At 69.2% G+C, this 25,377-nt stretch carries 29 protein-coding genes; 14 read left to right on the forward strand and 15 right to left on the reverse strand.

The features are described from left to right. Positions 1 to 17: 17 nt before the first annotated feature. Positions 18 to 2,180 carry a transketolase gene (gene tkt, locus IMT31_RS01100; RefSeq protein WP_413543479.1) on the reverse strand — a complete coding sequence of 721 codons (2,163 nt, stop codon included), beginning with the start codon at positions 2,178 to 2,180 and terminating at the stop codon, positions 18 to 20. 183 nt (positions 2,181 to 2,363) lie between these two features. On the opposite strand from tkt, the gene IMT31_RS01105 reads away from it, so the two are divergent. Beyond that, positions 2,364 to 3,353 carry a heme o synthase gene (locus tag IMT31_RS01105; RefSeq protein WP_345361458.1) on the forward strand — a complete coding sequence of 330 codons (990 nt, stop codon included), beginning with the start codon at positions 2,364 to 2,366 and terminating at the stop codon, positions 3,351 to 3,353. Between the two features lie 195 nt (positions 3,354 to 3,548). Here IMT31_RS01105 and IMT31_RS01110 read toward each other — a convergent pair whose 3' ends face one another. Genes IMT31_RS01110 through IMT31_RS01120 form a run of 3 tightly spaced genes read right to left on the reverse strand, consistent with a single transcriptional unit; the run spans position 3,549 to position 6,395 of the window. Next, complete coding sequence (locus tag IMT31_RS01110) at positions 3,549 to 4,586, reverse strand: COX15/CtaA family protein (RefSeq protein ID WP_413543480.1); 1,038 nt, start codon at positions 4,584 to 4,586, stop codon at positions 3,549 to 3,551. Positions 4,587 to 4,611: 25 nt separating this feature from the next. After that, positions 4,612 to 5,379 carry an ABC transporter permease gene (locus IMT31_RS01115; RefSeq protein WP_413544347.1) on the reverse strand — a complete coding sequence of 256 codons (768 nt, stop codon included), beginning with the start codon at positions 5,377 to 5,379 and terminating at the stop codon, positions 4,612 to 4,614. A 50-nt stretch (positions 5,380 to 5,429) separates the two neighbouring features. Beyond that, positions 5,430 to 6,395 (reverse strand): ABC transporter ATP-binding protein, encoded by a 966-nt coding sequence (locus IMT31_RS01120; protein ID WP_413543481.1) that lies wholly within the window; start codon positions 6,393 to 6,395, stop codon positions 5,430 to 5,432. 130 nt (positions 6,396 to 6,525) lie between these two features. On the opposite strand from IMT31_RS01120, the gene IMT31_RS01125 reads away from it, so the two are divergent. From IMT31_RS01125 to IMT31_RS01150, 6 genes are all read left to right on the forward strand, one after another. Next, complete coding sequence (locus tag IMT31_RS01125; protein ID WP_345361449.1) at positions 6,526 to 7,251, forward strand: HTH domain-containing protein; 726 nt, start codon at positions 6,526 to 6,528, stop codon at positions 7,249 to 7,251. A gap of 52 nt (positions 7,252 to 7,303) precedes the next feature. Beyond that, positions 7,304 to 8,764, forward strand: coding sequence for a Fe-S cluster assembly protein SufB (gene sufB, locus IMT31_RS01130; protein ID WP_345361446.1), 1,461 nt, complete (start codon positions 7,304 to 7,306; stop codon positions 8,762 to 8,764). A gap of 2 nt (positions 8,765 to 8,766) precedes the next feature. After that, positions 8,767 to 10,080, forward strand: coding sequence for a Fe-S cluster assembly protein SufD (sufD, locus tag IMT31_RS01135; protein WP_413543482.1), 1,314 nt, complete (start codon positions 8,767 to 8,769; stop codon positions 10,078 to 10,080). After that, the gene (locus IMT31_RS01140; RefSeq protein ID WP_345361440.1) at positions 10,080 to 10,424 is read left to right on the forward strand and encodes a non-heme iron oxygenase ferredoxin subunit; all 345 of its coding nucleotides are present in this window, start codon (positions 10,080 to 10,082) and stop codon (positions 10,422 to 10,424) included. Before sufD ends, IMT31_RS01140 begins: the two co-directional genes overlap by 1 nt. Before the next feature lie 72 nt (positions 10,425 to 10,496). Beyond that, entirely contained in the window at positions 10,497 to 11,261 is a 765-nt protein-coding gene (gene sufC, locus IMT31_RS01145) for a Fe-S cluster assembly ATPase SufC (RefSeq protein ID WP_345361437.1), read from the forward strand. Positions 11,262 to 11,271: 10 nt separating this feature from the next. Next, positions 11,272 to 11,598, forward strand: coding sequence for a metal-sulfur cluster assembly factor (locus IMT31_RS01150; RefSeq protein WP_345361434.1), 327 nt, complete (start codon positions 11,272 to 11,274; stop codon positions 11,596 to 11,598). A 139-nt stretch (positions 11,599 to 11,737) separates the two neighbouring features. On the opposite strand, the gene IMT31_RS01155 is transcribed toward IMT31_RS01150, so the two are convergent. From IMT31_RS01155 to IMT31_RS01165, 3 genes are read right to left on the reverse strand one after another with little or no spacing between them, the layout of a single operon-like run. Next, positions 11,738 to 12,379 carry a CbiQ family ECF transporter T component gene (locus IMT31_RS01155; RefSeq protein ID WP_413543483.1) on the reverse strand — a complete coding sequence of 214 codons (642 nt, stop codon included), beginning with the start codon at positions 12,377 to 12,379 and terminating at the stop codon, positions 11,738 to 11,740. After that, on the reverse strand, positions 12,376 to 13,170 hold the full coding sequence (locus IMT31_RS01160; protein WP_413543484.1) for an energy-coupling factor ABC transporter ATP-binding protein: 795 nt from the start codon (positions 13,168 to 13,170) through the stop codon (positions 12,376 to 12,378). Before IMT31_RS01160 ends, IMT31_RS01155 begins: the two co-directional genes overlap by 4 nt. A gap of 5 nt (positions 13,171 to 13,175) precedes the next feature. Beyond that, entirely contained in the window at positions 13,176 to 13,817 is a 642-nt protein-coding gene (locus IMT31_RS01165) for a biotin transporter BioY (RefSeq protein ID WP_345361425.1), read from the reverse strand. 107 nt (positions 13,818 to 13,924) lie between these two features. Between IMT31_RS01165 and IMT31_RS01170 the strand changes: the two genes are divergently transcribed. Continuing rightward, positions 13,925 to 15,523: an ABC-F family ATP-binding cassette domain-containing protein gene (locus IMT31_RS01170; RefSeq protein WP_345361422.1), complete on the forward strand. Its 1,599-nt coding sequence runs from the start codon at positions 13,925 to 13,927 to the stop codon at positions 15,521 to 15,523. An 8-nt stretch (positions 15,524 to 15,531) separates the two neighbouring features. Here the strand turns inward: IMT31_RS01170 and IMT31_RS01175 are convergent, their stop codons facing one another. Genes IMT31_RS01175 through IMT31_RS01185 form a run of 3 tightly spaced genes read right to left on the reverse strand, consistent with a single transcriptional unit; the run spans position 15,532 to position 17,221 of the window. After that, entirely contained in the window at positions 15,532 to 16,488 is a 957-nt protein-coding gene (locus IMT31_RS01175) for an SURF1 family protein (protein WP_413543485.1), read from the reverse strand. Beyond that, positions 16,485 to 16,784, reverse strand: coding sequence for a hypothetical protein (locus IMT31_RS01180; protein ID WP_413543486.1), 300 nt, complete (start codon positions 16,782 to 16,784; stop codon positions 16,485 to 16,487). The genes IMT31_RS01175 and IMT31_RS01180 overlap by 4 nt, the downstream gene beginning before the upstream one ends. Further along, a complete protein-coding gene (locus tag IMT31_RS01185; protein WP_345361413.1) occupies positions 16,781 to 17,221 on the reverse strand; it encodes a DUF3099 domain-containing protein in 441 nt (146 codons plus the stop codon). Before IMT31_RS01185 ends, IMT31_RS01180 begins: the two co-directional genes overlap by 4 nt. 120 nt (positions 17,222 to 17,341) lie before the next feature. On the opposite strand from IMT31_RS01185, the gene IMT31_RS01190 reads away from it, so the two are divergent. Next, entirely contained in the window at positions 17,342 to 18,118 is a 777-nt protein-coding gene (locus tag IMT31_RS01190) for a beta-ketoacyl-ACP reductase (RefSeq protein ID WP_413543487.1), read from the forward strand. A gap of 5 nt (positions 18,119 to 18,123) precedes the next feature. After that, positions 18,124 to 18,954, forward strand: coding sequence for an SDR family oxidoreductase (locus tag IMT31_RS01195; protein ID WP_345361407.1), 831 nt, complete (start codon positions 18,124 to 18,126; stop codon positions 18,952 to 18,954). A gap of 21 nt (positions 18,955 to 18,975) precedes the next feature. Here IMT31_RS01195 and serB read toward each other — a convergent pair whose 3' ends face one another. After that, positions 18,976 to 19,887, reverse strand: a complete 912-nt coding sequence (gene serB, locus IMT31_RS01200) for a phosphoserine phosphatase SerB (RefSeq protein WP_413543488.1) — start codon at positions 19,885 to 19,887, stop codon at positions 18,976 to 18,978. Between the two features lie 131 nt (positions 19,888 to 20,018). Between serB and IMT31_RS01205 the strand changes: the two genes are divergently transcribed. The 4 genes from IMT31_RS01205 to IMT31_RS01220 all read left to right on the forward strand — a co-directional run bounded on the left by IMT31_RS01205 (position 20,019) and on the right by IMT31_RS01220 (position 22,876). After that, complete coding sequence (locus tag IMT31_RS01205; RefSeq protein WP_413544348.1) at positions 20,019 to 20,783, forward strand: ABC transporter ATP-binding protein; 765 nt, start codon at positions 20,019 to 20,021, stop codon at positions 20,781 to 20,783. 21 nt (positions 20,784 to 20,804) lie between these two features. After that, the gene (locus tag IMT31_RS01210) at positions 20,805 to 21,677 is read left to right on the forward strand and encodes a sulfite exporter TauE/SafE family protein (RefSeq protein ID WP_413543489.1); all 873 of its coding nucleotides are present in this window, start codon (positions 20,805 to 20,807) and stop codon (positions 21,675 to 21,677) included. Beyond that, complete coding sequence (locus IMT31_RS01215) at positions 21,670 to 22,530, forward strand: TrmH family RNA methyltransferase (protein ID WP_413543490.1); 861 nt, start codon at positions 21,670 to 21,672, stop codon at positions 22,528 to 22,530. Before IMT31_RS01210 ends, IMT31_RS01215 begins: the two co-directional genes overlap by 8 nt. An 88-nt stretch (positions 22,531 to 22,618) precedes the next feature. Next, positions 22,619 to 22,876: a type B 50S ribosomal protein L31 gene (locus IMT31_RS01220; protein WP_345361395.1), complete on the forward strand. Its 258-nt coding sequence runs from the start codon at positions 22,619 to 22,621 to the stop codon at positions 22,874 to 22,876. Between the two features lie 97 nt (positions 22,877 to 22,973). Here IMT31_RS01220 and IMT31_RS01225 read toward each other — a convergent pair whose 3' ends face one another. Genes IMT31_RS01225 through IMT31_RS01240 form a run of 4 tightly spaced genes read right to left on the reverse strand, consistent with a single transcriptional unit; the run spans position 22,974 to position 25,303 of the window. After that, a complete protein-coding gene (locus IMT31_RS01225) occupies positions 22,974 to 23,558 on the reverse strand; it encodes a hypothetical protein (RefSeq protein WP_345361392.1) in 585 nt (194 codons plus the stop codon). 7 nt (positions 23,559 to 23,565) lie between these two features. Beyond that, positions 23,566 to 24,180 (reverse strand): DNA-3-methyladenine glycosylase I, encoded by a 615-nt coding sequence (locus IMT31_RS01230; protein WP_413543491.1) that lies wholly within the window; start codon positions 24,178 to 24,180, stop codon positions 23,566 to 23,568. Continuing rightward, positions 24,177 to 24,806: a methylated-DNA--[protein]-cysteine S-methyltransferase gene (locus tag IMT31_RS01235; protein WP_345361386.1), complete on the reverse strand. Its 630-nt coding sequence runs from the start codon at positions 24,804 to 24,806 to the stop codon at positions 24,177 to 24,179. The genes IMT31_RS01230 and IMT31_RS01235 overlap by 4 nt, the downstream gene beginning before the upstream one ends. Next, positions 24,803 to 25,303, reverse strand: a complete 501-nt coding sequence (locus IMT31_RS01240) for a sigma-70 family RNA polymerase sigma factor (protein WP_345361383.1) — start codon at positions 25,301 to 25,303, stop codon at positions 24,803 to 24,805. The genes IMT31_RS01235 and IMT31_RS01240 overlap by 4 nt, the downstream gene beginning before the upstream one ends. Between the last annotated feature and the right edge of the window lie 74 nt (positions 25,304 to 25,377).

The following is a 25,377-nucleotide window of genomic DNA, read 5'->3' on the forward strand; positions in this document are numbered from 1 at the left end:
GGAAATCGCCGCTGGGCTCAGCGGCCGAGGAGGTCTCGGGCGGCGGCGGCCACGGCCTCGGCCGTGATGCCGTACTCGCGGAACAGGGTCTGGAAGTCGGCCGAGGCGCCGTAGTGCTCCAGGGAGACCTGGGCACCGCGGACGCCGGTGTACTTCGCCCAGCCCTGGGCGATGCCGGCCTCCACCGAGACCCTCACGGCACCGTTCTCCGGCAGCACCGCGTCCCGGTAGGACTCCTCCTGGGCGTCGAACCATTCGAGGCAGGGGGCGGAGACCACCCGGGTCGGTACGCCCTCGGACTGGAGCGACTCGCGTGCCTCCACGGCCAGCTGGACCTCCGAACCGGTGCCGATGAGGATGGCCTGTGGTTCCACCGGCGCGCCGTCCGCGTCCGTGGAGTCCATCAGCACATAGGCGCCCCGGGCCGTGTTCTCGGCGCCGGCGAATCCCTGCTCGTTGCGAGGGAAGACGGGCAGATTCTGCCGGGACAGCACGATCCCGGCGGGGCCATCGGTCTGCTCCAGGATGGCCTTCCACGCCCAGGACACCTCGTTGGCGTCCGCCGGGCGGACCACGGCCAATCCGGGGATGGCACGCAGGGAGGCCAGCTGCTCCACCGGCTGGTGCGTGGGGCCGTCCTCACCGAGGCCGATCGAGTCGTGGGTCCACACGTAGATGGCCGGGGTGCCCATGAGAGCCCCGATGCGGATCGCCGGGCGTTGGTAGTCAGAGAAGATCAGGAACGTGCCCATGTAGGCGCGCAGCAGGGACCCCAGGGAGATGCCGTTGATGATGGACCCGGCGGCGTGCTCACGGATTCCGAAGTGCAGGGTCCGCCCGTAGGGGTCCCCCTTCCAGGTGGCGGTCTGCCGGCTGGCGGGGATGAAGGACGGCTCGCCGTCCATGGTGGTGTTGTTCGAACCGGCCAGGTCGGCCGAGCCGCCCCACAATTCCGGCATCACCGGGGCCAGCGCGGTGAGGACCTTGCCGGAGGCGGCGCGTGTGGCCAGTCCCTTCGCGCCGCCGGAGAAGGTGGGATCGAAGTCCGCCTCGAACGTGGGGAACGCCTCGGTGAAGCCCTCCGGCAGCTCTCCGGCACTCAGTCGGTCGAACAGCCGGGCTCGCTCCGGGTTCGCTCCGCGCCACGCGGCGTAGGCGTCCTCCCAGGTGGCTCGGAAGGCCGCCGCGCGCTCCTGGACGCCACGAGCGTGGGCCAGCACGCCGTCGTCGACCGCGAAGTGCTGTTCCGGATCGAAGCCGAGCACGGTCTTCAACCCGGCCAACTCCACGCCGCCGAGCTTGGAACCGTGGATGGCCCCGGTGTCCTGCTTGCCGGGGGAGGGCCAGCCGATCACGGTGCGCAGCTTGATCAGCGAGGGCCGGGACGTCTGCGCCTTGGCCTCCGCCAGTGCGGTGAACAACTGTGCCGTGTCCTCCACATAGTCCCCGGTGGCGAGCCAGTCCACCGTCTGGACGTGCCAGCCGTAGGCCTCGTAGCGGGCCGCCACGTCCTCGCTGAACGCCACGTCCGTGTCATCCTCGATCGAGATCTCGTTGTCGTCGTAGATCACCACGAGGTTGCCGAGCTCCTGGTGGCCGGCCAGGGAGGAGGCCTCAGAGGTGACGCCCTCCTGGAGGTCGCCGTCCGAGGCGATGACGAAGATGTGGTGGTCGAAGGGGCTGGTCCCGGCGGGCGCCTCCGGGTCCAGCAGCCCCCGCAACCGGCGCTGGGCGAAGGCGAAGCCCACCGAGGAGGCGAGCCCCTGGCCCAGCGGACCGGTGGTGATCTCCACCCCGTCCGTGTGGCCGTACTCAGGGTGCCCGGGAGTCTTGGACCCCCAGGTCCGCAGGGACTCGAGGTCCTCGAGCTCGAGGCCGGCACCGGCCGCGAAGAGCTGGAGGTACAAGGTCAGGGAGCTGTGCCCGGCCGAGAGGATGAAGCGGTCACGTCCGGCCCAGGTGGCATCCGCCGGATCGTGGTGCATGACGTTCTGGAAGAGCTGCCATGCCACGGGTGCCAGCGAGATGGCGGTCCCGGGGTGGCCGTGACCGGCCTTCTCCACGGCGTCTGCGGCCAAGACGCGCAGGGTGTCCACGGCCTGGCGGTCAAGGTCCGAATACGTGTACCCGCGGGCGGGCTCGCTACGGCGGAGGGACGAGGCTGACGGGGCTGAAGTCACGAAAGAAGCTCCTGAACGTATGACACGGGTGACAGGGACCGAGGCTCGGTACCGGCCTCACGCCAGCCTATCCCGAAGTGCGGTTCACGGCCGGACATTCCGGCGGGGGACCGGTACACTGGAGCGGGTGTTCCGTGAACTCCCGGACCACCATCCGTCATCCCCCTGCACCGTGAGAAGTAGATGCCCAGCACCCTTGATGCCCAGTCCGCCGGGACACCGGCGCCCACCAGCGCCCCTGGAGACCACCGGAAGATCGGTTTCAAGCGTAAGGCGGCTGCCTATGTCTCACTGACGAAGCCGCGCGTGATGGAGCTGCTGCTCGTCACCACGCTGCCCACCATGATCTTCGCCCAACGCGGGTTCCCGGACGTGGTGAGCATGGTGGCGACCATGGTGGGTGGCGCCCTGGCCGCCGGTTCCTCGGCGTCCTTCAACTGCTACATCGACCGCGACATCGACAAGCTCATGAAGCGCACCGAGAAGCGCCCCCTCGTGACCGGTGAGGTCAGCCCACGCGAGGCACTGGTCTTCTCGTGGGTCATCGGCGTGCTGTCCATCCTGATCCTCGCCCTCGGCACCAACCTGTTGGCCGCCGGTCTCGGGGTGGCCGCCATCTTCTTCTACGTGGTGGTCTACAGCCTGATCCTCAAGCGCCGGACCGAGCAGAACATCGTGTGGGGTGGGATCGCGGGCTGCTTCCCGGTCCTCATCGCCTGGGCCGCGGTCCGCGAGACCATCGAGTGGCCGGCCGTGGTGCTGTTCCTGATCATCTTCCTGTGGACGCCGCCGCACTACTGGCCGCTGTCCCTGAAGTACAAGCGCGACTACCAGGCAGCCGAGGTCCCGATGCTGGGCGCCGTGGCCTCTGCCCGCATGGTCTCGAGCCAGGTGGTGCTCTACGCCTGGGCCACCGTGGCCTGCTCGCTGCTGCTCGTTCCGTTGGGCTGGGCGGGCATCGTGTACACGGCCGTGGCCCTGGTCTCCGGCGGCTGGTTCGTGTACGAGTCCCATGTGCTGTACGCCGAGTCCCAGAAGCCCGAGTACAACGACAAGAAGGCCATGAAGGTCTTCCACCTCTCCATCACGTACCTGACGCTGGTCTTCGTGGCGCTGGCCGTGGATCCCTTCGTGGGCGCTCCGCTCATGGAGGTCCCGGGCCTCGGCTCTTGATGAGCGTTCCCTAAGCAGTAGCGTTCCCTGAGCATCCCGGCGTAGCGGCGCCTCGCGCCTCGCGCCGCGTGTGGCGAACCGGCGAGGCGGCGCGCCTGAGTCCGAACGGGACGGCAACGCACCAACGGTCCTGACCGTGGAGGCCTCAGTGGCCTCGGCCTGGCGACGGTGGACTCGGCGGCCCGGCGGGCACGGTCACGCCCTGGGCACGGCCGGCCGGACCCGGTAGTCCGAGACCTGCCGGTCCCAGGCGGTGGTCATGCCCCAGACCACGAGGCCGGTGCCCAGCATGTGCAGGATCACCACTCCGATCGGCAGCCCGGTGAGGTGCTGGGTGTAGCCCACAACCCCCTGGACGGCGATCACGGCGATCAGTGCCCACGCCGAGATCCGCTGCAGGCGGGAGGACTGCCGGCGCAGCACCACGATGAGCAGCACGACGGCTGCAGCGGTCATCACATAGACGGGGAAGGCGTGCAGCCGGGTGACGACCAACGGGTCGAAGTCGTGCCGGGGGGCATCGGCATCACCGCCGTGGGGGCCGGTGCCGGTCACCACGGTGCCGAGATAGAGCACCACCCAACCGGTCACGAAGATCACCCAGGCCATGGCGCGGGAGGCCGGCGACGTCGGCCCGTCCACCACGGCGGTCGGGTTCGCCTCGGACTGACGGTGCCGCCATTCGGCGGCGATGCGGTTCACCAACAGTGTGGCGAAGCAGACCATCACGGAGGAGACGAGGAAGTGGAAGGCCACCACCCAGGGGTTCAGATGGGTCCAGACGGTGATGCCACCGACGACGGCCTGGGCGGGGATGCAGGCGAGCATTCCCACGGAGATCCAGAAGATGCTCGGGTGGGACCTCCTCAGGTTCCAGACCCACAGCAGCACCGCCAGAGCGGCCATCCCGACCACGAAGGTCAGCAGACGGTTGCCGAACTCGATGACGCCGTTGATCCCCATCTCCGGGGTGTTGACCCAGGAGTCGTCGGTGCAGGTGGGCCACGTGGGGCAGCCGAGACCTGACGCGGTCAGGCGCACGGCGCCACCGGTGACGATGATGCCGATCTCCGTGATGAGGGAGACGACGGCGAGCCAGAACGTGGTGCGGGTGATGTCCTGCGGGGCGAGACGGCCGATACCGGCGTCCACCTTCCGCCAGAGACGCCGCCACGAGGAGACCGGGGTTTCGTCTGAGGCTGACAACCGCAGGGGTTGCGTGGGGGTACTCACGGAAGTTCCTTTCGAACCTGGAGGATCAGCGCCACTTGAACCATTTCAGGGCGCCGGCGGTGGCCAGGATGCCCCAGCCGATGAGGATGAGCAGTGCGCCCACATCGAGCGCCCCAGAGCCGAGGGCCGCACGGAGCCCGTCACCCAGGGCAGCCGAGGGCAGGTAGGCGGCCACCATGGACAGCCAGCTGTGGCCGGGGACCGGGAAGGCGGCCCCGCCGACCGCGCCGAGCAGGACCCACAGCAGGTTGGTCAGGGCCAGGGTGGCCTCCGGCCGGGCCGTTCCGGCGATGAACAGGCCCAGCGCCGTGAAGGATCCGGCACCCAGGATGAGGAAGAGCACTGCCCACAGGAGGCCGGTGACCTCGGGCTGCCAACCCAGCAGCAGCCCGGCGCCGCCGATCACCACCACCTGGAGCAGCAGGACGGCCAGGACCGCGCAGGCCTTGCCCAGCACCAGGCCGATGGGGCCGAGTGGTGTGGTGGACAGGTAGGCCAGCACACCGTAGCGCCGGTCGAAGCCCGTGGCGATGCCCTGACCCGTGAAGGCTGAACTCAGCACCGCGAGGGCGAGGATGCCGGGCACGGCAACGTCCACGCCGCGGACGCCGGGACCATCCAGCATGCCGGACCACACCACGGCGAACAACGCCATCAGCGGCAGGATGAGGGAGATCAGCAGCTGCTCGCCGTTGCGGATGGCCGTCACGGACTCGTAGCGGCCCTGCGCCAGGATCCGCCGCAACAGCGAGCTCGCGTTCGAGGCACCGGCGGCGGTCGTCTGGTCCGTCATCCGTTCGGTGTCCTGAGCGGCGATGCCGCCGGGTGTCCGTTCGACGGCGCTCATGGGGCAACCTCCAGGAAGACGTCCTCCAGGGATCGGTGGAGCAGCCGGACATCGGTGGGCATGATCCGGTGGTCGCGCCACCAGGAGGCCAGATCGGACCAGTCGTCGGGCGTGGTGATGCCCTCGATCCGGAAGGTGCACCCCTGCGGCGGTGCTGACCCCGTGGCCGGCCCTCCGGACGGGGGCTCGGGGACCAGGTCCAGACCGTCGGGGAAGGCCGTCATGGCCGTGGAGTCCAGGGGGTGCGGGGTGGTGAAGTGCACCGGGGCGGGTGTGGAGCGGTCGGTCAGTTGGGCCACGGTCCCGGCCCGCTCCACCGTCCCGTTCCGCATCAGCACCACATGGTCGGCGAGTCGCTCCGCGTCGTCCAGCAGGTGCGTGGTCAGCACCACGGCCAGCCCGGAGTGCTTGAGCTCGAGGATGAGGTCGAAGACCAGCTGGCGCGAGATCGGGTCGAGCCCGGCACTGGGCTCGTCGAGGAAGACGATGCGTGGGCGGCCGGCCAGGGCGGCCGCCAGTGCCACCCGCTGCTTCTGCCCTCCGGACAGCCGGCGGATGTCCCGGCCGGCGAACTCATCGATCCCCAGCCTGGACGTCAGGGCGTCCATGTCGGCAGGCGTGCGGTAGAGGGAGGCGACGTGACGCAGCAGCCGTGCGGGACTCGCGGAGGGCGGCAGGCCGCCGTCCTGGAGCATGACGCCGACCTGGCTGCGCAGGGCCGGGCCTCCATGCCAGGGATCCTCGCCCAGGAGGCGGACGCTGCCGACGTCGGGCCGGTCCAGCCCCTGGGCGATGGTCAGGGTGGTGGTCTTCCCGGCACCGTTCGGGCCCAGCAGCGCGGTGACCTGGCCGCTGCGGGCCTGGAAGTCCACGCCCTGGAGGATCTCCAGCGGTCCCCGGGGGGTGCGGACAGTCTTGCGGAGTCCCGTCAGGGACACGAGCACGGAGGAGGACGAGGACACCCGTCCATGCTACCTGTGGCAGGAGGGAGTTCTACGAATCGTAGAAGTGTCGGCGGCGCCCCTACGGGAGTGCTGCCAGGCAAGGCCAACCTTACTTTCGGACTTCCGGGAATTAGGTAAACTATCAGTTGTGTATTCCCCCAGTGACATCGACGTGCCCGCCGGTGCCCCGGTCGATGGGCAGCGCGAGAGCACCCGCGAGCGGGTGCTTCAGGTTGTCCTGACCCAGGGCCCCGTCAGCGCCGCACGCGTGGGCGAGGCGCTGGAGCTCACCGCAGCCGCCGTCCGCCGCCACCTCGACGTCCTCTCCGAGGAGGGCGCCGTGGAGGTCAAGCTCGTCTCCGGGAACCGCGGAGCCGGGCGCCCCTCCCGCCGCTACGTGGTCAGCCGTGCCGGTCAGTCCCGCCTCGGCAACGACTATCTCGAGGTGGCTGTCCAGGCCTTGGACCAGCTCGGTGCGGCGGCGGGTCGTGACGCGGTGCGCACCGTGGCCCGCCAGCGGTTCGCCGCAGTGGAGCAGCGCTACCGCGAGGCCATCGGCACCACCACGGACCTGAAGGAACGCACGAACGCCCTGGCCCGAGTCCTGGACGGCGAGGGCTTCGCCGCCAGCGTGCGCACCGTGGGTCGGGCCGGCAGGGGTGGCGCCGCCACCACCGGGCAGCCCACCCTGAGGGCGGCCCAGATCTGCCAGGGGCACTGCCCCCTCCAGGATCTGGCGGCGCAGTTCCCGGAGTTCTGCGAGGAGGAGACCGAGCTCTTCGCCCGGCTCCTCGGCGTGGACGTCCGGCGCCTGTCCACCGTGCCCACCGGCGGGCACGTCTGCACCACCCACGTCCCGCTCGGCCGGGGCTAGTGGCCCACAGATTTCCACCAGACCATCAGCGCGATCACCAGAGAGGCTTACGATGACTGATCAGATCACCCAGGAGGACGCCGATCAGGGCGTCATCTCCGAGGTTCTCGAGAAGAATCCAGAGCTCAACTCCATTGGGGCCTACCAGTTCGGCTGGTCGGACCAGGACGATGCCGGTGCCAATGCGCGCCGCGGCATCAATGAGGACGTCGTTCGGGACATCTCGTCCAAGAAGGACGAGCCGGAATGGATGCTCAACCTGCGGCTGAAGGGCTTGAAGTACTTCGACCGCAAGCCGATGCCGACCTGGGGTGCCGACCTCTCCGGAATCGACTTCGACAACATCAAGTACTTCGTCCGCTCCACCGAGGGTCAGGCGGCTTCCTGGGAGGACCTGCCGGAGGACATCCGCAACACCTACGAGCGCCTCGGCATCCCCGAGGCGGAGCGTGAGCGGCTGGTGTCCGGCGTCGCCGCGCAGTACGAGTCCGAGGTCGTCTACCACCAGATCCGTGAGGACCTGGAGGAGCAGGGCGTCATCTTCCTGGACACGGACACCGGCCTGAAGGAGTACCCGGAGATCTTCAAGGAGTACTTCGGCTCCGTCATCCCGGTGGGGGACAACAAGTTCGCCGCCCTGAACACCGCCACCTGGTCCGGCGGCTCCTTCGTGTACGTGCCCAAGGGCGTCCATGTGGAGATCCCGCTGCAGGCCTACTTCCGGATCAACACGGAGAACATGGGCCAGTTCGAGCGGACGCTCATCATCGCGGACGAGGATTCCTACGTCCACTACATCGAGGGTTGCACCGCACCGATCTACAACTCGGACTCCCTGCACTCGGCCGTCGTCGAGATCGTGGCGAAGAAGGGTGCCCGCGTCCGCTACACCACCATCCAGAACTGGTCCACCAACGTGTACAACCTGGTGACCAAGCGCGCCATCGCCGAAGAGGGCGCCACCATGGAGTGGATCGACGGCAACATCGGCTCGAAGGTCACCCAGAAGTACCCGGCCGTGTACCTCACGGGGGAGCACGCCAAGGGGGAGACCCTGTCCATCGCCTTCGCCGGCGCCGGGCAGCACCAGGACACCGGTTCGAAGATGGTCCACCTGGCCCCGAACACCTCCAGCTCGATCGTCTCCAAGTCGGTGGCGCGCTCCGGCGGCCGCGCGGCCTACCGCGGTCTGGTACAGGTCATGGAGGGGGCCAAGAACTCGGCGAACTCCGTGGTCTGCGACGCGCTGCTGGTGGACACCATCTCCCGCTCGGACACCTACCCGTACATCGACATCCGCGAGGATGACGCCACCCTCGGCCACGAGGCCACGGTCTCGAGGGTCTCCGAGGAGCAGCTCTTCTACCTGATGAGCCGCGGCCTGTCCGAGACGGAGGCCATGGCCATGATCGTGCGTGGGTTCATCGAGCCCATCGCCCGTGAGCTGCCCATGGAGTACGCCCTGGAACTCAATAAGCTGATCGAATTGCAGATGGAAGGGTCGGTAGGCTGAGCGTGTCACAGACTGTCAACACCACTGAAGAACTGGACGCCCAGGGCGCGGGAGTGCCCGTCATCCCCGGCATGGGTGAGGAGGGCGAGAAGCTCTCGACCACGGTGGCCGAGGCGTCCGACGCCGGCCACGCCACTCACAGCGTGCCCTCCGGTGCCGCTACGGCCGGGGGACGCGGAGGGGCCAAGCCCGGATCCTCTCGCGCGGACCGCGTCTCCAGCTACGAGCTGGCGGATTTCCCGGCCCTGACGGGCCGCGAGGAGGATTGGCGGTTCACGCCGCTGAACCGTCTGGCCGGACTCCACCTGCCCGAGGGAGACGAGGCCCGCCTCACCGGTCCGGCGCCGGCGCTGACGGTCTCCGAGTCGGACGGCGTCCGGGTTGAGACCGTGGGCCGCTCGGACGCTCGTCTGGGCTCGGCCTTCACCCCGGATGACCGGGTGTCCGCCGCCGCGTGGGCCTCCTTCACCGAGGCCACCGTGGTCACCATCGGATCCGGCGTCGAGGTCGACGCCCCCGTGCGCATCGAGATCGCCGGGACCTCGGAGGAGGTCGCCGCCCAGCACCTGCTGGTCATCGCGGAGCCCAACTCCCGGGCCGACGTCGTCATCCGTCACACGGGCAACGCCCGGGTGGCCCAGAATGTCGAGTTCGATGTGCAGGAGGGGGCCGGGTTGAACGTGACCAGCCTGCAGGCCTGGGAGGCCGGTGCCGTGCACGTCTCCGCCCAGCAGGTGAAGGTCGGCAAGGACGCCCGCATCAAGCACGTGGCCGTCTCCTACGGCGGTTCGCTGGTTCGCCTGACGCCGACCACGCGGTTGGCAGGGCAGGGCGCCGAGACCGAGATGTTCGGCCTCTACTTCGCGGATGCCGGCCAGCACCTGGAGCAGCGCCTCTTCGTGGACCACGCCGTGGCGAACGCCAAGTCCAACGTGCTCTACAAGGGCGCCCTGCAGGGTCAGGACGCGCACGCCGTCTGGGTGGGCGACGTCCTGATCCGCAAGGAGGCCGAGGGCACGGACAGTTACGAGAAGAACCAGAACCTCGTCCTGTCCGAGGGCACCCGGGTGGATTCCGTGCCGAACCTGGAGATCGAGACCGGGCTGATCGACGGGGCCGGCCACGCCTCCTCCACTGCCCAGTTCGACGACGAGCAGCTGTTCTACCTGATGGCCCGCGGCATCGAGGAGAAGGATGCCCGCGAGCTCATCGTGCGCGGCTTCCTCAACGAGATCATCCAGAAGATCGGGATCGCCGACATCGAGGAGGGCCTCCTGGACCAGATGGACTCCGAGCTGCAGGTGGCCAACTTCTGATGGCCACCGGACAGCGCGTGTGTGCCGCCTCGGAGATCGGCCCGGAAGAGGCCCGGAGGTTCACGGTCGACGGGATCGACGTCGCCGTGGTCCGGGCCTCCGACGGATCGCTCCATGCGTTGAACGACATCTGCTCGCATGAGGAGGTGTCCCTCTCGGACGGCTTCGTCGAGGGCTGCGCGTTGGAGTGCATCGGGCATGGCTCGGCCTTCGACCTCGTGACCGGCGCGCCGAACGTCCTGCCGGCCACCGAGCCCGTGGCCGTCTACGCGCTGACCGTCGAGGACGACTCCGTGTGGGTCGACACCTCGATCGTACAGAACCGGGCCGCATCGTCCTCGTAACCCACCACACACCAGACCTTCCCGCCGAAACTTCCCGCCGGCCGACCGGCGGAACCTGCAAGGAGAACACGAATGTCCATCCTGGAAATCACGGACCTGCACGTTTCCATCGAGACCGAGAACGGTCCCAAGGAGATCCTCAAGGGCGTCACCCTCACCATCAACACCGGGGAGACGCACGCCATCATGGGCCCCAACGGCTCCGGCAAGTCCACCCTGGCCTCCACGATCGCCGGCCACCCGCGCTATGAGGTGACCTCCGGCTCCATCACCCTGGACGGCGAGGACGTCCTGGAGATGTCGGTGGACGAGCGCGCCCGCGCCGGCCTGTTCCTGGCCATGCAGTACCCGGTGGAGATCCCCGGTGTCACCATGACCAACTTCCTCCGGACTGCCAAGACCGCCATCGACGGAGAGGCACCGTCCCTGCGTCACTGGACCAAGGACGTCAAGACCGCGATGCAGGATCTCAAGATCGATCCGGCCTTCGCGGCCCGCAACGTCAACGAGGGCTTCTCCGGCGGCGAGAAGAAGCGCGTGGAGATCCTTCAGCTCGAACTGTTCAAGCCCAAGTTCGCAGTGCTGGACGAGACCGACTCCGGCCTGGACGTCGACGCCCTGCGCGTGGTCTCCGATGGCGTCAACCGAGCCCAGGACACGGGCGTCATGGGTACCCTGCTGATCACCCACTACACGCGGATCCTGCAGTACATCAAGCCGCAGCACGTCCACGTGTTCGTGGACGGCCGGGTCGCCGAGTCGGGCGGACCCGAGCTGGCCGACCGCCTCGAGGCCGAGGGCTACGAGCGGTTCGAGACGGCCGTGGCCGGAGCCTGAGGAGGAGCATATGACCACCGAAGCACCGCAGACCGACCTGGACGACGTCCGCGAGGCCCTGCATGACGTGATGGACCCCGAGCTGGGGGTGAACGTGGTGGACCTGGGCCTGCTCTACGGACTGCACTATGCCGAGGACGGCGCCGTGATCCTGGACATGACCCTCACCACGGCGGCCTGCCCGCTGACGGACATGATCGAGGAGCAGATCGGCCAGGCGATCGGCACCATGGTGGACGAGTGGCGCCTGAACTGGGTCTGGATGCCGCCGTGGGGTCCCGAGAAGATCACCGACGACGGTCGTGAGCAGATGCGGGCCCTCGGCTTCAACATCTGATACCCCCGCCTCCAGGCGCAAAGTGACCTGACCCCCACCTCAGTGACGTGGTCTGGTCACTTTGTGCTTTAAGCGGTGGTCAAGGCCGTGGTGGTCAAGGTGGTGGTTCAGCTGATGCTTGGACCAGCCCTGGGGCGGGTCAGTCCTCCGCGTCCGCGGGCAGCCCCCGCGCGGCCAGCGCCTCGCCCGTGGCCCGGGCATGACCCACGGTGGCCACCAGGACGGGGCCCATCAGCCGCACCGGCCCTCGGCGCAGCCCACGAGAGGCCAGCGCCTCCGCATTCCGCCGAACCGCACCGCCCACCCAAGGGATCGACCGGATCATCACGTTGACTGCCAGCGCTGCGGACGCGGGGTGGACGCCGAGGGGTCGCAACACCCCGAAGAAGGACTCGAGGCCGTCCAACAGTTCGGTCCCCGGAGTCGTGATGACCAGTAGCCTGGCCGTGGCGAGAGCCCCGAACACGGCGGCGACCACCACCAGGGCCGGCCCGAGTGCGTCTGGGGGCGGGGCCGCCGCAGGGCCCCAGAGGCCCGAGATGAAGCGAGCCACTCCCGCGAAGAGCAGCAGGGGCCAGCCGCGCCTCCAGGGCGCCAGGAATTCCCGGGGGAGTGCGGCCACCAGGTAGAGCCCCAGCACCGCGGCGAGGGCGGCGGCCACCACCACGGGGTGGCGCCAGAACACGAGCACGGCCGAGAGCGCCACCAGCACCGCGTACTTGGCCCACAGCGGGCACCGGTGGATCACCGAGGAACCGGGCCGGTGGTCCAGCAGGTTCATGACTGACCCGACTCCCGGCGGCCACGGTGCCGGGAGGCCACGTCATGTCGGTACCACCTCACGGCATCCGGGCCGGGGGCGTCATGGGCGATGCGCCCGTCCGCCACCACGAGACAGCGTTCGGCCTGTGCCGCGAACTCGAGGTCATGCGTGGTGAACACCAGCTGGGCGCAGCGGCCGGTGCCCGGCAGGGACAGCAGCAGGTCCTCCACCTCGAGAGTCCACTGAAGGTCGAGCAGGGTGGTGGGTTCGTCCGCCACGAGCATCACCGGATCCGTGGCCAGTACCGAGGCCAGCGCCAGCCGCTGCCGCTGCCCCCCGGAGAGGTCATAGATGCTGCGGTGCTCCAGACCTCCGAGGCCGTGTTCCTCCAACAGGCTGACGGCAGCGGAGTGCCGGTCGCTGCGGCTGCGGTGGGTGCGGCGCAGGGACAGCTCGATGTCCTCGCCGGCCGTGGGCATGACCAACTGGACGAGGGGGTCGGTGAACACGAATCCGGTGCGGGCTCGAACGGCCGCGGTGTCCCGGGCGGCATCCAGACCATGCACCGTGACGGCCCCGGCGCTGGGCGCCACGAGCCCGTTGAGCAGCCGCACCAGGGTGGACTTGCCGGAGCCGTTGGCGCCGATCACCGCCACCGTGGGTTCGGTCACGGTCAGGTTGATGGGCCCCAGCACCCGGACGGTACCGGCCTCGCCGCCGGGCTGCTGGCCCGGACCGGGTGCAGCGCCCGGCAGGTCCACCACCACATCCCTGAGCCGCAGCCCCTCCAGTCCATCGGACGCACTCACGGAGTTCAGAAGCGGCGCAGGGCCAGCGCCGGGAAGGCGCGGATCACCGTGGCCGCCACTGCGGTGGCCAGCACGTTCTTGATGACGTCTCCCGGCCAGAAGACCATGTCCGCGGCGATCGCCGTGGGCAGGTCCAGATCGAGTGCCAGCATCATCCCGCCGATGCCCATCGGGTGGATGAACACGAAGGATCCGATCATGGCGGAGAGCCAGACGAGGGCCCACCAGCCGAAACCCATCCGGCCCACTCCGGTCTGGCGCCGGGCCGCAGCCTCCTGTCCGCGCTTCAGGACCGCACTGGCCAGGGCGCCGGCCAACGCGGCAGCGAACGGGAAGGCCAGCAGATACCCGCCGGAGGGGCCCGCGAGGACGCCGAAGCCGGCGTTGAAGCCGGAGAAGACGGGCAGCCCCACGAGCCCCACCACCACGTACAGCGCCACGGAGAGGAAGCCGAGCCTGGCTCCGAGTATGAGTCCCGTCAGCATGACCGCGAAGGTCTGCAGCGTGATCGGCACGCCGAATCCCCCCACGGGAATCGGCGGCAGCATGGAGCAGACGGCGATCAGGGCGGCGAAGACCCCGGCGAGGGCCACCTGGGTGGGAACGGCCAGTGGCGTGCGGCCGGCAGTGGAAGCAGTCTGGGTCACGGTGTCTCCTGTGGTGCGGTGCGTGCGTCCGGCTTTGACGACGCCGGTAGACTTGACGGGTTCCGCCAGCCTGCCGGACAGTCTATTCATTCCAAGGAGTCCTCCCCGTGCTTGCCGTCACAGACCTCGAATTGCGTGTGGGGGCCCGGCTCCTCATGGACGGGGTCACGTTCAAGGTGGACAAGGGGGACAAGGTCGGTCTGGTGGGCCGCAACGGCGCCGGCAAGACGACGCTCACCAAGGTCCTCGCCGGCGGCGGCCAGCCGACCGGCGGCCACGTGACCAGCCGTGGGACCATCGGGTACCTGCCGCAGGATCCCAAGGTCGAGGACATGGATCAGACGGCCAGGGACCGGATCCTCTCGGCGCGTTCCCTGGACCAGATCATCCGCCGCATGCGCCAGGCCGAGGATGACATGGCCAACCCGGATGACGCCATCCGGGAGAAGGCCATGGGCCGGTATGGCCGGCTGGAGGCGGAATTCACGACGTCGGGCGGTTACGCCGCGGAGTCGGAGGCCGCCACGATCTGTGCGAACCTCGGCCTTCCGGACCGGATTCTGGACCAGTCCCTGCACACCCTCTCCGGTGGCCAACGGCGCCGTGTGGAGCTGGCCCGGATCCTGTTCTCGGATGCGGACGTCCTGCTCCTCGACGAGCCCACCAACCACCTGGACCACGACTCGATCGTCTGGCTGCGCGAGTTCCTGAAGGCCTACCAGGGCGGCTTCATCGTGATCAGCCACGACGTGGACCTGATGGAGATGACCGTCAACAAGGTGCTGTACCTGGACGGCAACCGCCAGGTGATCGACGTCTACAACATGGGCTGGAAGAACTACCAGCTCCAGCGCGAGCAGGACCAGGCCCGCCGCAAGCGCGAGTACTCCAATGCGGAGAAGAAGGCCACCCAGCTGATGGAACAGGCCAACAAGATGCGCGCCAAGGCCACCAAGGCCGTGGCCGCGCAGGGCATGATCAAACGGGCCGAGCGCATGATGCAGGGCCTCGAGGGCGAGCGTGCCGCCGAGCAGGTCGCCGCCATCCGCTTCCCGGAGCCGGCCAAGTGCGGCAAGACCCCGCTCATGGCGGAGGACCTGTCCAAGTCCTATGGATCCCTGGAGATCTTCGCCGGCGTGGACCTGGCCATCGACCGTGGCTCCCGCGTGGTGATCCTCGGGTTCAACGGCGCGGGCAAGACCACGCTGCTGCGCATGCTGGCCGGGATCGACCAGCCGGACACCGGAGAGGTGATCGCCGGCCACGGGCTCAAGCTCGGTTACTACGCCCAGGAACACGAGACGCTGGACACCGACCGCTCGGTGCTGGAGAACATGCGGTCCGCGGCTCCGGACCTGGCGGACACCGAGGTGCGCAACGTCCTGGGCTCCTTCCTGTTCCAGGGTGATGATGTGGCCAAGCCCGCCGGGGTGCTCTCCGGTGGTGAGAAGACCCGCCTGGCGCTGGCCACCCTGGTGGCCTCGAGCGCCAACGTGCTGCTGCTGGATGAGCCGACCAACAACCTGGACCCGGCATCGCGGCAGGAGATCCTGAATGCCCTGCGGACCTACGAGGGTGCCGTGGTGCTGGTGACGCACGACGAGGGCGCCGTCGCGGCGCTGGACCCGGAGCGCGTGGTGCTGCTGCCGGACGGTGTGGAGGACCATTGGAACAGCACGTACCAGGACCTCATCACGCTGGCGTGATCAGATGGTCAGCGGGACTCCACCTGTTGACGTTCCGCGCCGTCCAGTAGGGCGTCCTCCGCTTCCTCGTCCGTGAGACGTCCGCCTCGGCGCCGCACCTGCTTGGGGCGGGGTGCTCGGTAGGCGGAGATGTATCCGTCATCCTCGGTGAGCCCGAGCTCGCGGTCCTCCCGGTCGTTGATGGCCCGTTGCCTGGCCATATAGCCCCAGACGATGAAGCTCATGAGGCCGAAGAGGAACCACTGCAGCGAATAGGACAGGTGTGGGCCTTCGTCCAGGGTCGGCGGCACCAGCGTCTGCGGACGGCTCTGTGGTGCCGGGTCCTCCTCCACCATCTCGCCGTACGCAGTGTCCGCCACCGGGTAGCCGACGCTCTGCTCGAAGTCCACGAGGTCGATCGAGGCCAACTGCCCCTCCGGGGCGTCACGGCCGATGTCCGGCTCGCCGGGACGGGCGCGGACCACCACCTCGGTCTCGCCCTCGGGAGGCGCGGGGACGGTATCCGGCCGGCCGGCCGTGTTGCCGATGGGCAACCAGCCACGGTTGACCACCACCATGAGACCGCCGTCCGCACGGAAGGGGACCAGCACCTCGTAGCCGGGCCGGCCGGCCTTGGGTCGGTTCCGCACGATCCGTGTGTCCTCTTCGAGGTACTCACCGGTCATGTGGACGGGAGTCCACTCCTGCGGGGCCTGGAACGCGGTGAACAGCTCCGAGTGGCCCTCCAGGGGCACCGGTGCCTCGTCATAGTTCTCGAGGACCTTGTTGATCTCGGTCACCGCCTCCATGCGCCGGTCCATCTGCCACTGGCCGAGCAGGGCGCAGGCCACGGAGAAGATCACGCAGAAGGCCAGGCCGCCCAGCCATTGAGGGCTCAGGACGAACCGGTAGTCCAATCTCGTCTTCTTGGTGCCCGGTGACTCCGCCGGTTCCGTCACGGGGCGTTCCTCCGATGTCTGGGTCATGGTCCTTGCTGCGCTGGGCGGTCCGGGGACGGGCCTGAGTCCAGCGGCAACACGTCCTTGAGCAGTCCGCGGGACCGCAGGTAGTCCGCCAGCCAGTCCCGGTGTTCTGGGCAGGCCAGCCAGGTCTTCCGCCGCTCAGGGGCGTGAATCCGAGGGTTGTTCCATTCCAACCGCCAGGCGGCCCCGGCACGGCAGCCCTTCCGCGAACACTCGCGCCGTTGCGGACTGTCCGGGGTGCCAAGGCTGTCGGAGCCATCGGGGCCCTGCAGGGAGCCCAACAGGTCGTGATTGCTCATGCGGCCCGGCCACCGGGTCGGTCCTCGGGACGGACTGCCTCACCCTGGATGGTCTCCGGGCCCGCCGTCAGTTCCAGTCGGGACCCGATCTCCGGGGTGACCGGCGGGGTCTGCGGCACGGGATCCACCATCGACCCGTTCGAGACCGTCCCGTTGTTCGCCAGCACCACGGCCAGGTACGGCAGCACGATCGCGCCGATGAAGAGCACGATCTGGACCCACCCCGTGGTGAAGAAGGCGCCGATGAAACATGCCGTGCGGATCCCCATCTGCCAGGCGTAGCGGGCGAATCGGGCGTCCCGGTCCACGTGCCCGGCCTCCGGAGCGCTGGTGATGCGCTGGACACCCTCGGGGGTAGCCCCCCGGTGTTCCCCCCGGTGTTCCCCGCGCCGCGAGTGTCCGGCATGATGGCCGGTCTCTGCGTGTCGGGTGGTCATGGGGGAGAGCTCCTGGGTTGGCCTGGTCGGGTGCCGCGTGATCCCCTCATTGTCTCACTTTCCGTCCTAGAGTGGACCACCGAGAACGTCATCTGACCAACCGCCCCAGGAGGACCCCCGATGGCTGAGTCCAGTACACCCACCACCACGCCGTCAGAGCCGGCCGCCGCACCCGGCGCCGGCCAGGATCCCACGGGCCGCAGCGTGCTCGTGACCGGCGGAAACCGCGGCATCGGCCTCGCGATCGCCCTGGCCTTCCAGGCCAATGGGGATCAGGTGGCCGTCACCTCACGCTCGGGTCAGGCCCCCGAGGGCCTGTTCGCCGTGCAGGCGGACGTGACGGACGCGGACTCCGTGGATCGTGCCTTCGCCGAGGTCGAGGCGGCCCAGGGGCCGGTCGAGGTGCTGGTGGCCAACGCCGGGATCACGCAGGACCAGCTGCTGCTGCGGATGTCCGAGGAGGACTTCACCTCGGTCATCGACACCAATCTCACCGGCGCCTTCCGCGTGCTCAAGCGGGCCTCCAAGGGCATGATCCGGAAGAAGAAGGGCCGTGTGGTGCTGATCTCCTCCGTGGTCGGCCTCATGGGGTCACCGGGTCAGATCAACTACGCCTCGTCCAAGGCCGGACTCGTCGGCATGGCGCGCTCCCTGACCCGGGAGCTCGGCTCACGCAACATCACCGCCAATGTGGTGGCACCGGGCTACATCGACACGGAGATGACGCAGGGCCTCGACGAGGACCTGCAGAAGCAGTACAAGGCGCAGATCCCGGCCGGCCGCTTCGCGGAGCCCTCCGAGGTGGCGGACGTGGTCCGCTGGCTGGCCTCGGATGAGGCCTCCTACATCTCCGGCGCCGTCATCCCCGTAGACGGCGGCCTCGGGATGGGACACTGATGGCCATGACTTCCGAGCACAGTGAACAGCGCCCCTCCCAGAACGCCCCCTCCGAGCCGGTCGCCGACCTCTCCGGCCGCGGTGCCATCATCACCGGCTCCAGCCGCGGTGTGGGCGCGGACACCGCCGCCCTGCTGGCCGGGCGGGGGGCCGGCGTCGTGGTCAACTACCGCCAGAAGGCGCCGCGGGCGAACAAGGTGGTGAAAGGCATCGAGGAGGCCGGCGGCCGGGCCGTGGCCGTCGGTGCAGACATCACCACCGCCGAAGGCCGCAAGGCCATGGTGGACGCCGCGGTGTCCACCTTCGGTTCGCTGGACATCCTGATCCTGAACGCCTCCGGCGGCATGGAGTCCACCCTGGGGGAGGACTACGCCATGGTCCTCAACCGCGATGCGCAGGTGGCCATGCTGGACGCCGTGCTGGAGGTCATGCCCGCGGGAGGGCAGGTGGTGTTCGTGACGAGTCACCAGGCCCATTTCATCGATTCCGTGCCCACCATGGGCTCCTACGTGCCGGTGGCCCGGTCCAAGCGTGCGGGCGAGGTGGCCCTGCGCGAGCGGATCCCCGCACTGCAGGAGCGCGGAATCGGCTTCGTGGTGGTCTCCGGGGACATGATCGAGGGCACCATCACCGCCACCATGCTGAACCGGGCGGAACCCGGTGCCATCGAGGCGCGCCGCGAGGCCGCGGGGAAGCTGTACTCCGTGGCGGAGTTCGCCGCCGAGGTCGCCGCGTTGGTGGGGGCCGCCGGCCGTGACCTCCCGGCCGGGCACACCGAGTACGTCGGCGGGGCACGGGACTTCCTCGAGGTGGCCGGGGACCCCGACCACGACTGAGATCAGTCCGATGGGCTCCGGCTAGAGACCCGCCAGGATCCGGAGGACGTCCAGGGACGGCACATCCAATTCCACGTCGGCGTGCTCGCGGAGGGCCGGCTTGGCGCAGAACGCCACAGCCAGGCCGGCGGCGTGGAGGAGGTCGATGTCATTGGCACCGTCCCCCACCGCCATCACCCCGGGCTGGGCCACCCCGGCCTCGGCGGACCACAGACGCAGCATCTCGGCCTTGACCGCACGGTCGACCACCGTCCCCAGGACGCGCCCCGTGAGCCGCCCCTCGACGATCTCGAGGTCGTTGGCCCGGTAGCGGTCCAGGCCGAGGTCCGCTGCGAGGGGCGCCAGCACCTGGGTGAATCCCCCGGAGACCGCGCAGACCTGCCAACCCGCCCCGTGGAACGCCTCGATGACCTCTCGGGCGCCGGGATTCGGCTCGACGGCGGCCACCACGTCCTCGATCACGGCGGCCTCCAGCCCGGCCAGGGCCTGGACCCGGTGGTGCAGGGACTGGGCGAAGTCCAGCTCCCCGCGCATGGCCGCCTCGGTCACCGCGGCCACCTCGGCCTCTCGTCCGGCGTGGGCGGCCAGCAGCTCGATGACCTCCTGGCGGATGAGGGTCGAGTCCACGTCCATCACGAGCATCTTGGGCGTGGCCTCCAGGACGGCCGCCGGCACCACGGCCACGGCGTGGCCCGCGGGCAGCAGGGCGGGGTCCGGCCGGCCTGTGGTCTCTGAGTCAGTGGCCTCCCAGCGCCAGCCCCGGAAGCCGACGCCAGCCACCGGCACCGCATGGGCCGGAACCGAGGCGGGTGTTGGCCTCCGAGCGGCGTCCGGGCCGACGGGAACACCCTCTCCGGAACCGACGGTGGCGTCCATGGCCGTGTAGACCAGGACCAGGTCCGTGCCGGGGGATGAGGGAAAAGTGAGCGGCATGCCGTGGCCTTTCGTGCTTCGAGGGGTGGTTCTAGCCTAGTGTTTGGAGCATGACCAGCCCTTTCTCCGAGTCCCAGCGCGCCGTCACGGATATCGAATGGTTCACCCCCTCGGGTGAATCGGTCTTGGAGATGGCCGGGGTCGGTGTCCGCCGCGGGAGCAAGGAGCTCCTCCAGGACGTGACCTGGCAGGTCCGGGAGGGTGAGCGCTGGATCATCATGGGTCCCAACGGGGCCGGCAAGTCCACCCTGCTGCAGGTGGCCGCGAGCCGCATGCACCCGACCACGGGCATGGTGGGCATCCTGGACGAGGTGCTCGGCGCCGTGGACGTCTTCGAGCTGCGTCCCCGCATCGGCCTGTCCTCCGCCGCACTCGCCCAGCAGCTACCGGCCGGGGAGACGGTGCTCAACGCCGTGCTGACGGCCTCCTGGGGCGTCATGGGCCGGTGGAACGAGGCCTACGATTCAGTGGACGAGGAGCGGGCCCGGCATCTGATCTGGCAGTGGGGCCTTCGGGGCCACGAGGATCGCCGGTTCGGGACCCTGTCCGAGGGGGAACGCAAGCGCGTGCTCGTGGCCCGCGCCCTGATGACCGATCCCGAGCTGCTCCTCCTGGACGAGCCGGCGGCCGGGCTTGACCTGGCCGGACGCGAGACACTGGTCCGCGCCCTCACGCGGTTGGCGGCCGACCCGGACGCACCCGCGCTCGTGTTGGTCACCCACCACGTGGAGGAGGTCCCCCCTGGCTTCACCCACGCGCTGCTGATGCGTCAGGGCAGCGTGGTGGCAGCCGGCCCGCTGGCTGAGACCCTGACCGAGGACAACCTCTCGGCGGCCTTCGGCCTGCCGCTCAAGGTCACGATCACCGATGGCCGGTACACGGCCGTGGCCCGCTGACCGCCACGCCGGCACCCTCACATGGACTTCGTGGAACTGCTGCGCTTGGACGTCATGGGTCTGGACCTGTGGCAGGTCGTCGTCATCCTTCTGGCCGGCTTCTGGGCCGGGACCATCAACACCGTGGTCGGCTCTGGGACTCTGGTGACCTTCCCCGTACTGGTGGCGATGGGGTTTCCCCCTGTGACCGCACAGATCTCGAATGCCATGGGCCTGGTGGCCGCGGGGGTGTCCGGCGTCTTCGGGTTCCGTCGGGAGCTGTCGGCCTCCCGATCCGTCCTGCCGGCGCTGACGATCGCCTCCTTGGCCGGCGGCATCGTCGGGGCCTTCCTGCTCATGGTCCTGCCGGAGGAGGTCTTCGGCGTGGCGGCCCCGATCCTCATTGCCGTGGCCATCGGCTTCGTGCTCTTCCAGCCGCGGCTGGCCCGGTGGGTCCGCCACCGTAAGGCCGGGGAGTCCGGCGGGGGAGCGGCTGGGGCTGGGGAGGACCCCTTGGCGGAACCGGAGACCCCCGTGGGACCGGTCTCGCCGGTGCTGTGGGTGCTGATCTTCGCTGCCGGAGTGTACGGGGGCTACTTCGTGGCCGCGCAGGGCGTGCTGTTGCTGGGCATCATGGGGGTCTTCCTGTCCGGTGCCCTGGTCTATTCGAACGCCATCAAGACCTGGCTGTCCCTGGCAGTCAACCTCATCGCAGCCGTGTCCTACCTGCTCTTCGCGTTCGACCGCATCGACTGGCGGGCCGTGCTGCTGATCGCGGTCTCCTCGATGATCGGCGCCAGCCTGGGGGCTCAGATCGGGCGGCGCATCAAGCCGATCTGGCTGCGTGTGGTCATCGTGGTGGTCGGTGTGGCCGGGCTCGTGAACATGGTCTGGCCGTTGGTGACCGGTGGTTGAGTCCGCGGGTCCCGGTCATCCGGAGCTCGTGGAGCTGACCGATGCCGACGATCCACGGGTCGCGGTGTACAGCCGGCTGACCGACGCGGCCCTGCGCCGGCGTACCGATGCCGACCACGGGATCTACCTGGCCGAGTCCTCTGCCGTGGTCCGGCGCGCCCTGGCTGCGGGGCACCGCCCTCGGTCCTTCTTCCTCTCACACCGGTACCTGGAATCGATGACCGAGGTCTTCGCGGCCCACCCCGGGGTCCCCGTCTACACCGGGACCGATGCCGTATTGGAGTCCATCACGGGGTTCCACCTGCACCGAGGTGCCCTGGCCGCTATGGACCGGCCGCACCCGCTGAGCCCGGACGAGGTGCTGTCCCGGGCGAGACGGGTCGCCGTGCTGGAGAACGTCTCCGACCACACGAACCTCGGGGCGATCTTCCGTTCCGCCGCGGGACTGGGCGTGGACGCGATCCTGGTCAGCCCGGAGTCCGCGGATCCGCTCTACCGCCGCAGCATCCGGGTCTCCATGGGGACCGTCTTCAGCATTCCCTGGGCCCGGGTGGGGGAGGCCGACGGCCGGGGCCGCGCGGCGTGGCCCGCGGCCCTGGACCAGTTGAGGGCCGCGGGATTCACCGTGGCCGCCCTGGAGCTGAGCGAATCGGCCGTGGACCTGGATGACCCCTCCCTGCGGGATCATGAGCGCCTGGCCCTGGTGCTGGGTGCCGAGGGCCCCGGAGTCACGGCTGGCGCCCTGGCCGCGAGCGATGTCCATGTGAGGATCCCCATGGCGTCCGGGGTGGACTCGCTCAACGTGGCCGCGGCCAGCGCCGTGGCCTTCTGGGAACTCCGCCGCGGTGCGTGATAGAGTGAACAGCTGGCCGTACCGCGGTCAATCACCCTTGTTCCTCACAGTCGCTGGCAAAATCCAGTGGCGCCATCGAAGGATTCCCATGAAGACTGACATCCACCCCGAGTACCAGCTGATGATCTTCAATGATCTGGCTTCCGGCGAGAAGGTTCTGACCCGCACCACGGCCACGTCCAACAAGACGATGGAGTGGGAAGACGGCAACACCTACCCCGTGATCGACGTGGAGATCTCCGCGGCCTCCCACCCCTTCTACACCGGCAAGCAGCGGATCATGGACACCGCCGGCCGCGTGGAGCGCTTCAACGCCCGCTTCAAGGGCTTCGGCGGCAAGAAGTAGGTTTACCGCCTCTTCGGACACCCCAGCACACCGGGGCCGATCCGGGACCACTCCTGCGGGGGGACGGTCTCGATCGGCCCCGGTTCTGCGTTAAGCACTAGACGTCCAGCACCGGGAAGTAGCCGGTACCCTGCGCTTCGTCCTCCTCGGTGTCACGGGGACGGCCGCTGCCGTCTCCGTGGGCGCTGTGCCGCACGGACACGACGCAGCCCAGCACGGCCATGAACAGCATGATGATGCCCAAGGGGTTAGAGAGGGCCGCAGCGGCCCCCTCGAACCCGGGGCCCGCCCAGGAGCCGAGCACGGAGGAGGCACCTTCGCCGACATCGGGCAGGGTGAAGCCGAGGACGATACCGCAGCCCCAGGAGATCAGCAGGATCCCACAGGCCCGCGACGAGGGGTAGCCGGATGGGCGGCGTGCCGGCACGGCGAGGGCCACCAAGGACAGCACCAGCAGCGTTGGCGCCAGTGTGGCCGCATAGACCGGGGTCAGTGAACCGGCACTGTCCGTCAGGAGTCGCCCGACCGCCAGCCAGAGCGGCACGGCCACGGCGAGGGCCCATCCGCACCGGGACGTCCATCGGCGGAAGGTCGATGCCTCCGGGGGAGCAGTGACGGTGGAGTGAGCGCCGGTGGAGTGAGTGCCGGGGGCGAGGGCGCCGGAGACCTCAGGGGTGGACATGCCCCGATCATATCGAGCGATCTGCCCACACCCCCGAGGTACCCCGCCGGTGCGAACCGAGGAGGTGCGTGTCCACGATGCCGACTGCCTCCATCAACGCAAAGACCGTGGTGGGTCCCACGAAGGAGAATCCCCTCGATTTCAGTTCCTTGGCCGCAGCCACCGACTCCGCGGAGCGGCTGGGGACCTCATCAGGTGTGTGCGGCTCCGGGGTCTGCTCCGGTTGAAAGGACCAGAGCAGCTCCGTCAGTCCGCCCTCCGCACGCAGCCGTAGCGTGGCCTGCGCATTGCCGATGGTGGCCAGGATCTTGGCCCGGTTCCGGATGATCGCGGCATCCAGGAGCAGGCGGGCCACGTCCTGGTCCCCGAAGCCGGCCACGGTGTCCGGGTCGAAGTCGGCGAAGGCGTGGCGGAACGCCGGGCGCTTGCGCAGGATCGTGGCCCAGGAGAGCCCGGACTGGAAGGCCTCCAGACTGAGCCGCTCGAACAGCCCCTGCTCGTCCCGGACCGGCATGCCCCACTCGGAGTCGTAGTAGTCCCGCAACAGCGGGTCCGTGGAGGCCCACACGGGGCGGGCCAGACCGTCCTCGCCCACGACGAGCCCGTCTACCGGCTCACTCATGCCGCTTCACGCTCCAGCTCGAGCAGGGTGGTCTTGGCGTCCAGGCCGCCCAGGTACCCCCCGAGACTCCCATCCGAGCGCAGCACTCGGTGGCAGGGCACGATCACGGGGAGCGGGTTGGTGGCGCATGCCGTGCCGACGGCTCGCACGGCGCGGGGGTTCTCCAACCGTTCGGCGAGTTCGCGGTAGGTGGTCGTCCTCCCGTAGCCGATCGACGGGAGCTCCCGCTGGACGGACAATCGGAACCCCGAGGACAGGACGAAGTCGACGGGGGTCTCGAAGCGTTGCCGCCGCCCGGAGAAGTACTCGTCGAACTCACGGGACACGCCTTCCAGCTTCCACGGCGCGTGCATCAGCCGCGGACTGACCCGGTCGGACACCTCGGCCAGGACCGCAGGGAAGCCCTCCCGCTCGAAGGCCACACGGACCACGCCCCGGGGCCCGCCGATCACCAGCAGCCGCCCCACCGGCGTCTCCACCACGCGGTAGGCCAACTCCAGCAGGCCCTCCTGATCCGCCCGGTGGGAGAACCGGTCGCGCAGCGCGGTCAGATCTGCCTCCGCGACGGAGAACTGCCCCGCCAGGGTGCCTTCCCATCTCTCGGTGCCCATCGCCTGCTCCCTCATCCCGCTCCTGTCCTCTCGTCCGTCCACAGTCTGCGCAGCGCCCTGATCCCGTCTGAGGAGGCCCTCCGGACGGACTCCGCACTCCCGCCGATCACGGCCGCGGTATCCGCGTGGGGGAGCCCACCCAGGTAGTGATACGCCACCGCCAGCCGCTGCCGCTCCGGCAGGGCGGCCACGGCAGCCCACACCTCCACGCCGTGCCCCGCCCCCTCGACCGCAGCGGGTCCGGCCCCGTTCAAACGCTCGGGCAGCTCACCCACAGGGAGTGCCTGGCGATTCCTCACCCGGACCACGTCGATCGCCTTGCGCCCTGCCACCCGCACCAGCCAGGGTTCCAGTGGCATCAGCGGATCGAGGTCCGGCCATTCGCGCAGAGCGGCCAGGAACGTCTCCTGCCAGGCGTCATCCGCGTCCGGCCCCGGGCCGAGCACGGCACGGCACACCTTCAGCACGGTACTCCCGTGCCGCTGGACGGCCTGTTCGAATGGTTCTCTCATCGTCATCACACAGTAGACGCGTCACGAGCCCACAATGTGAGGTGTGGATCTCAGCGCGGCCGTCCGGTCCGCCG

It is taken from the genome of Citricoccus nitrophenolicus (assembly GCF_047305825.1).
Classification (GTDB): domain Bacteria; phylum Actinomycetota; class Actinomycetes; order Actinomycetales; family Micrococcaceae; genus Citricoccus; species Citricoccus nitrophenolicus.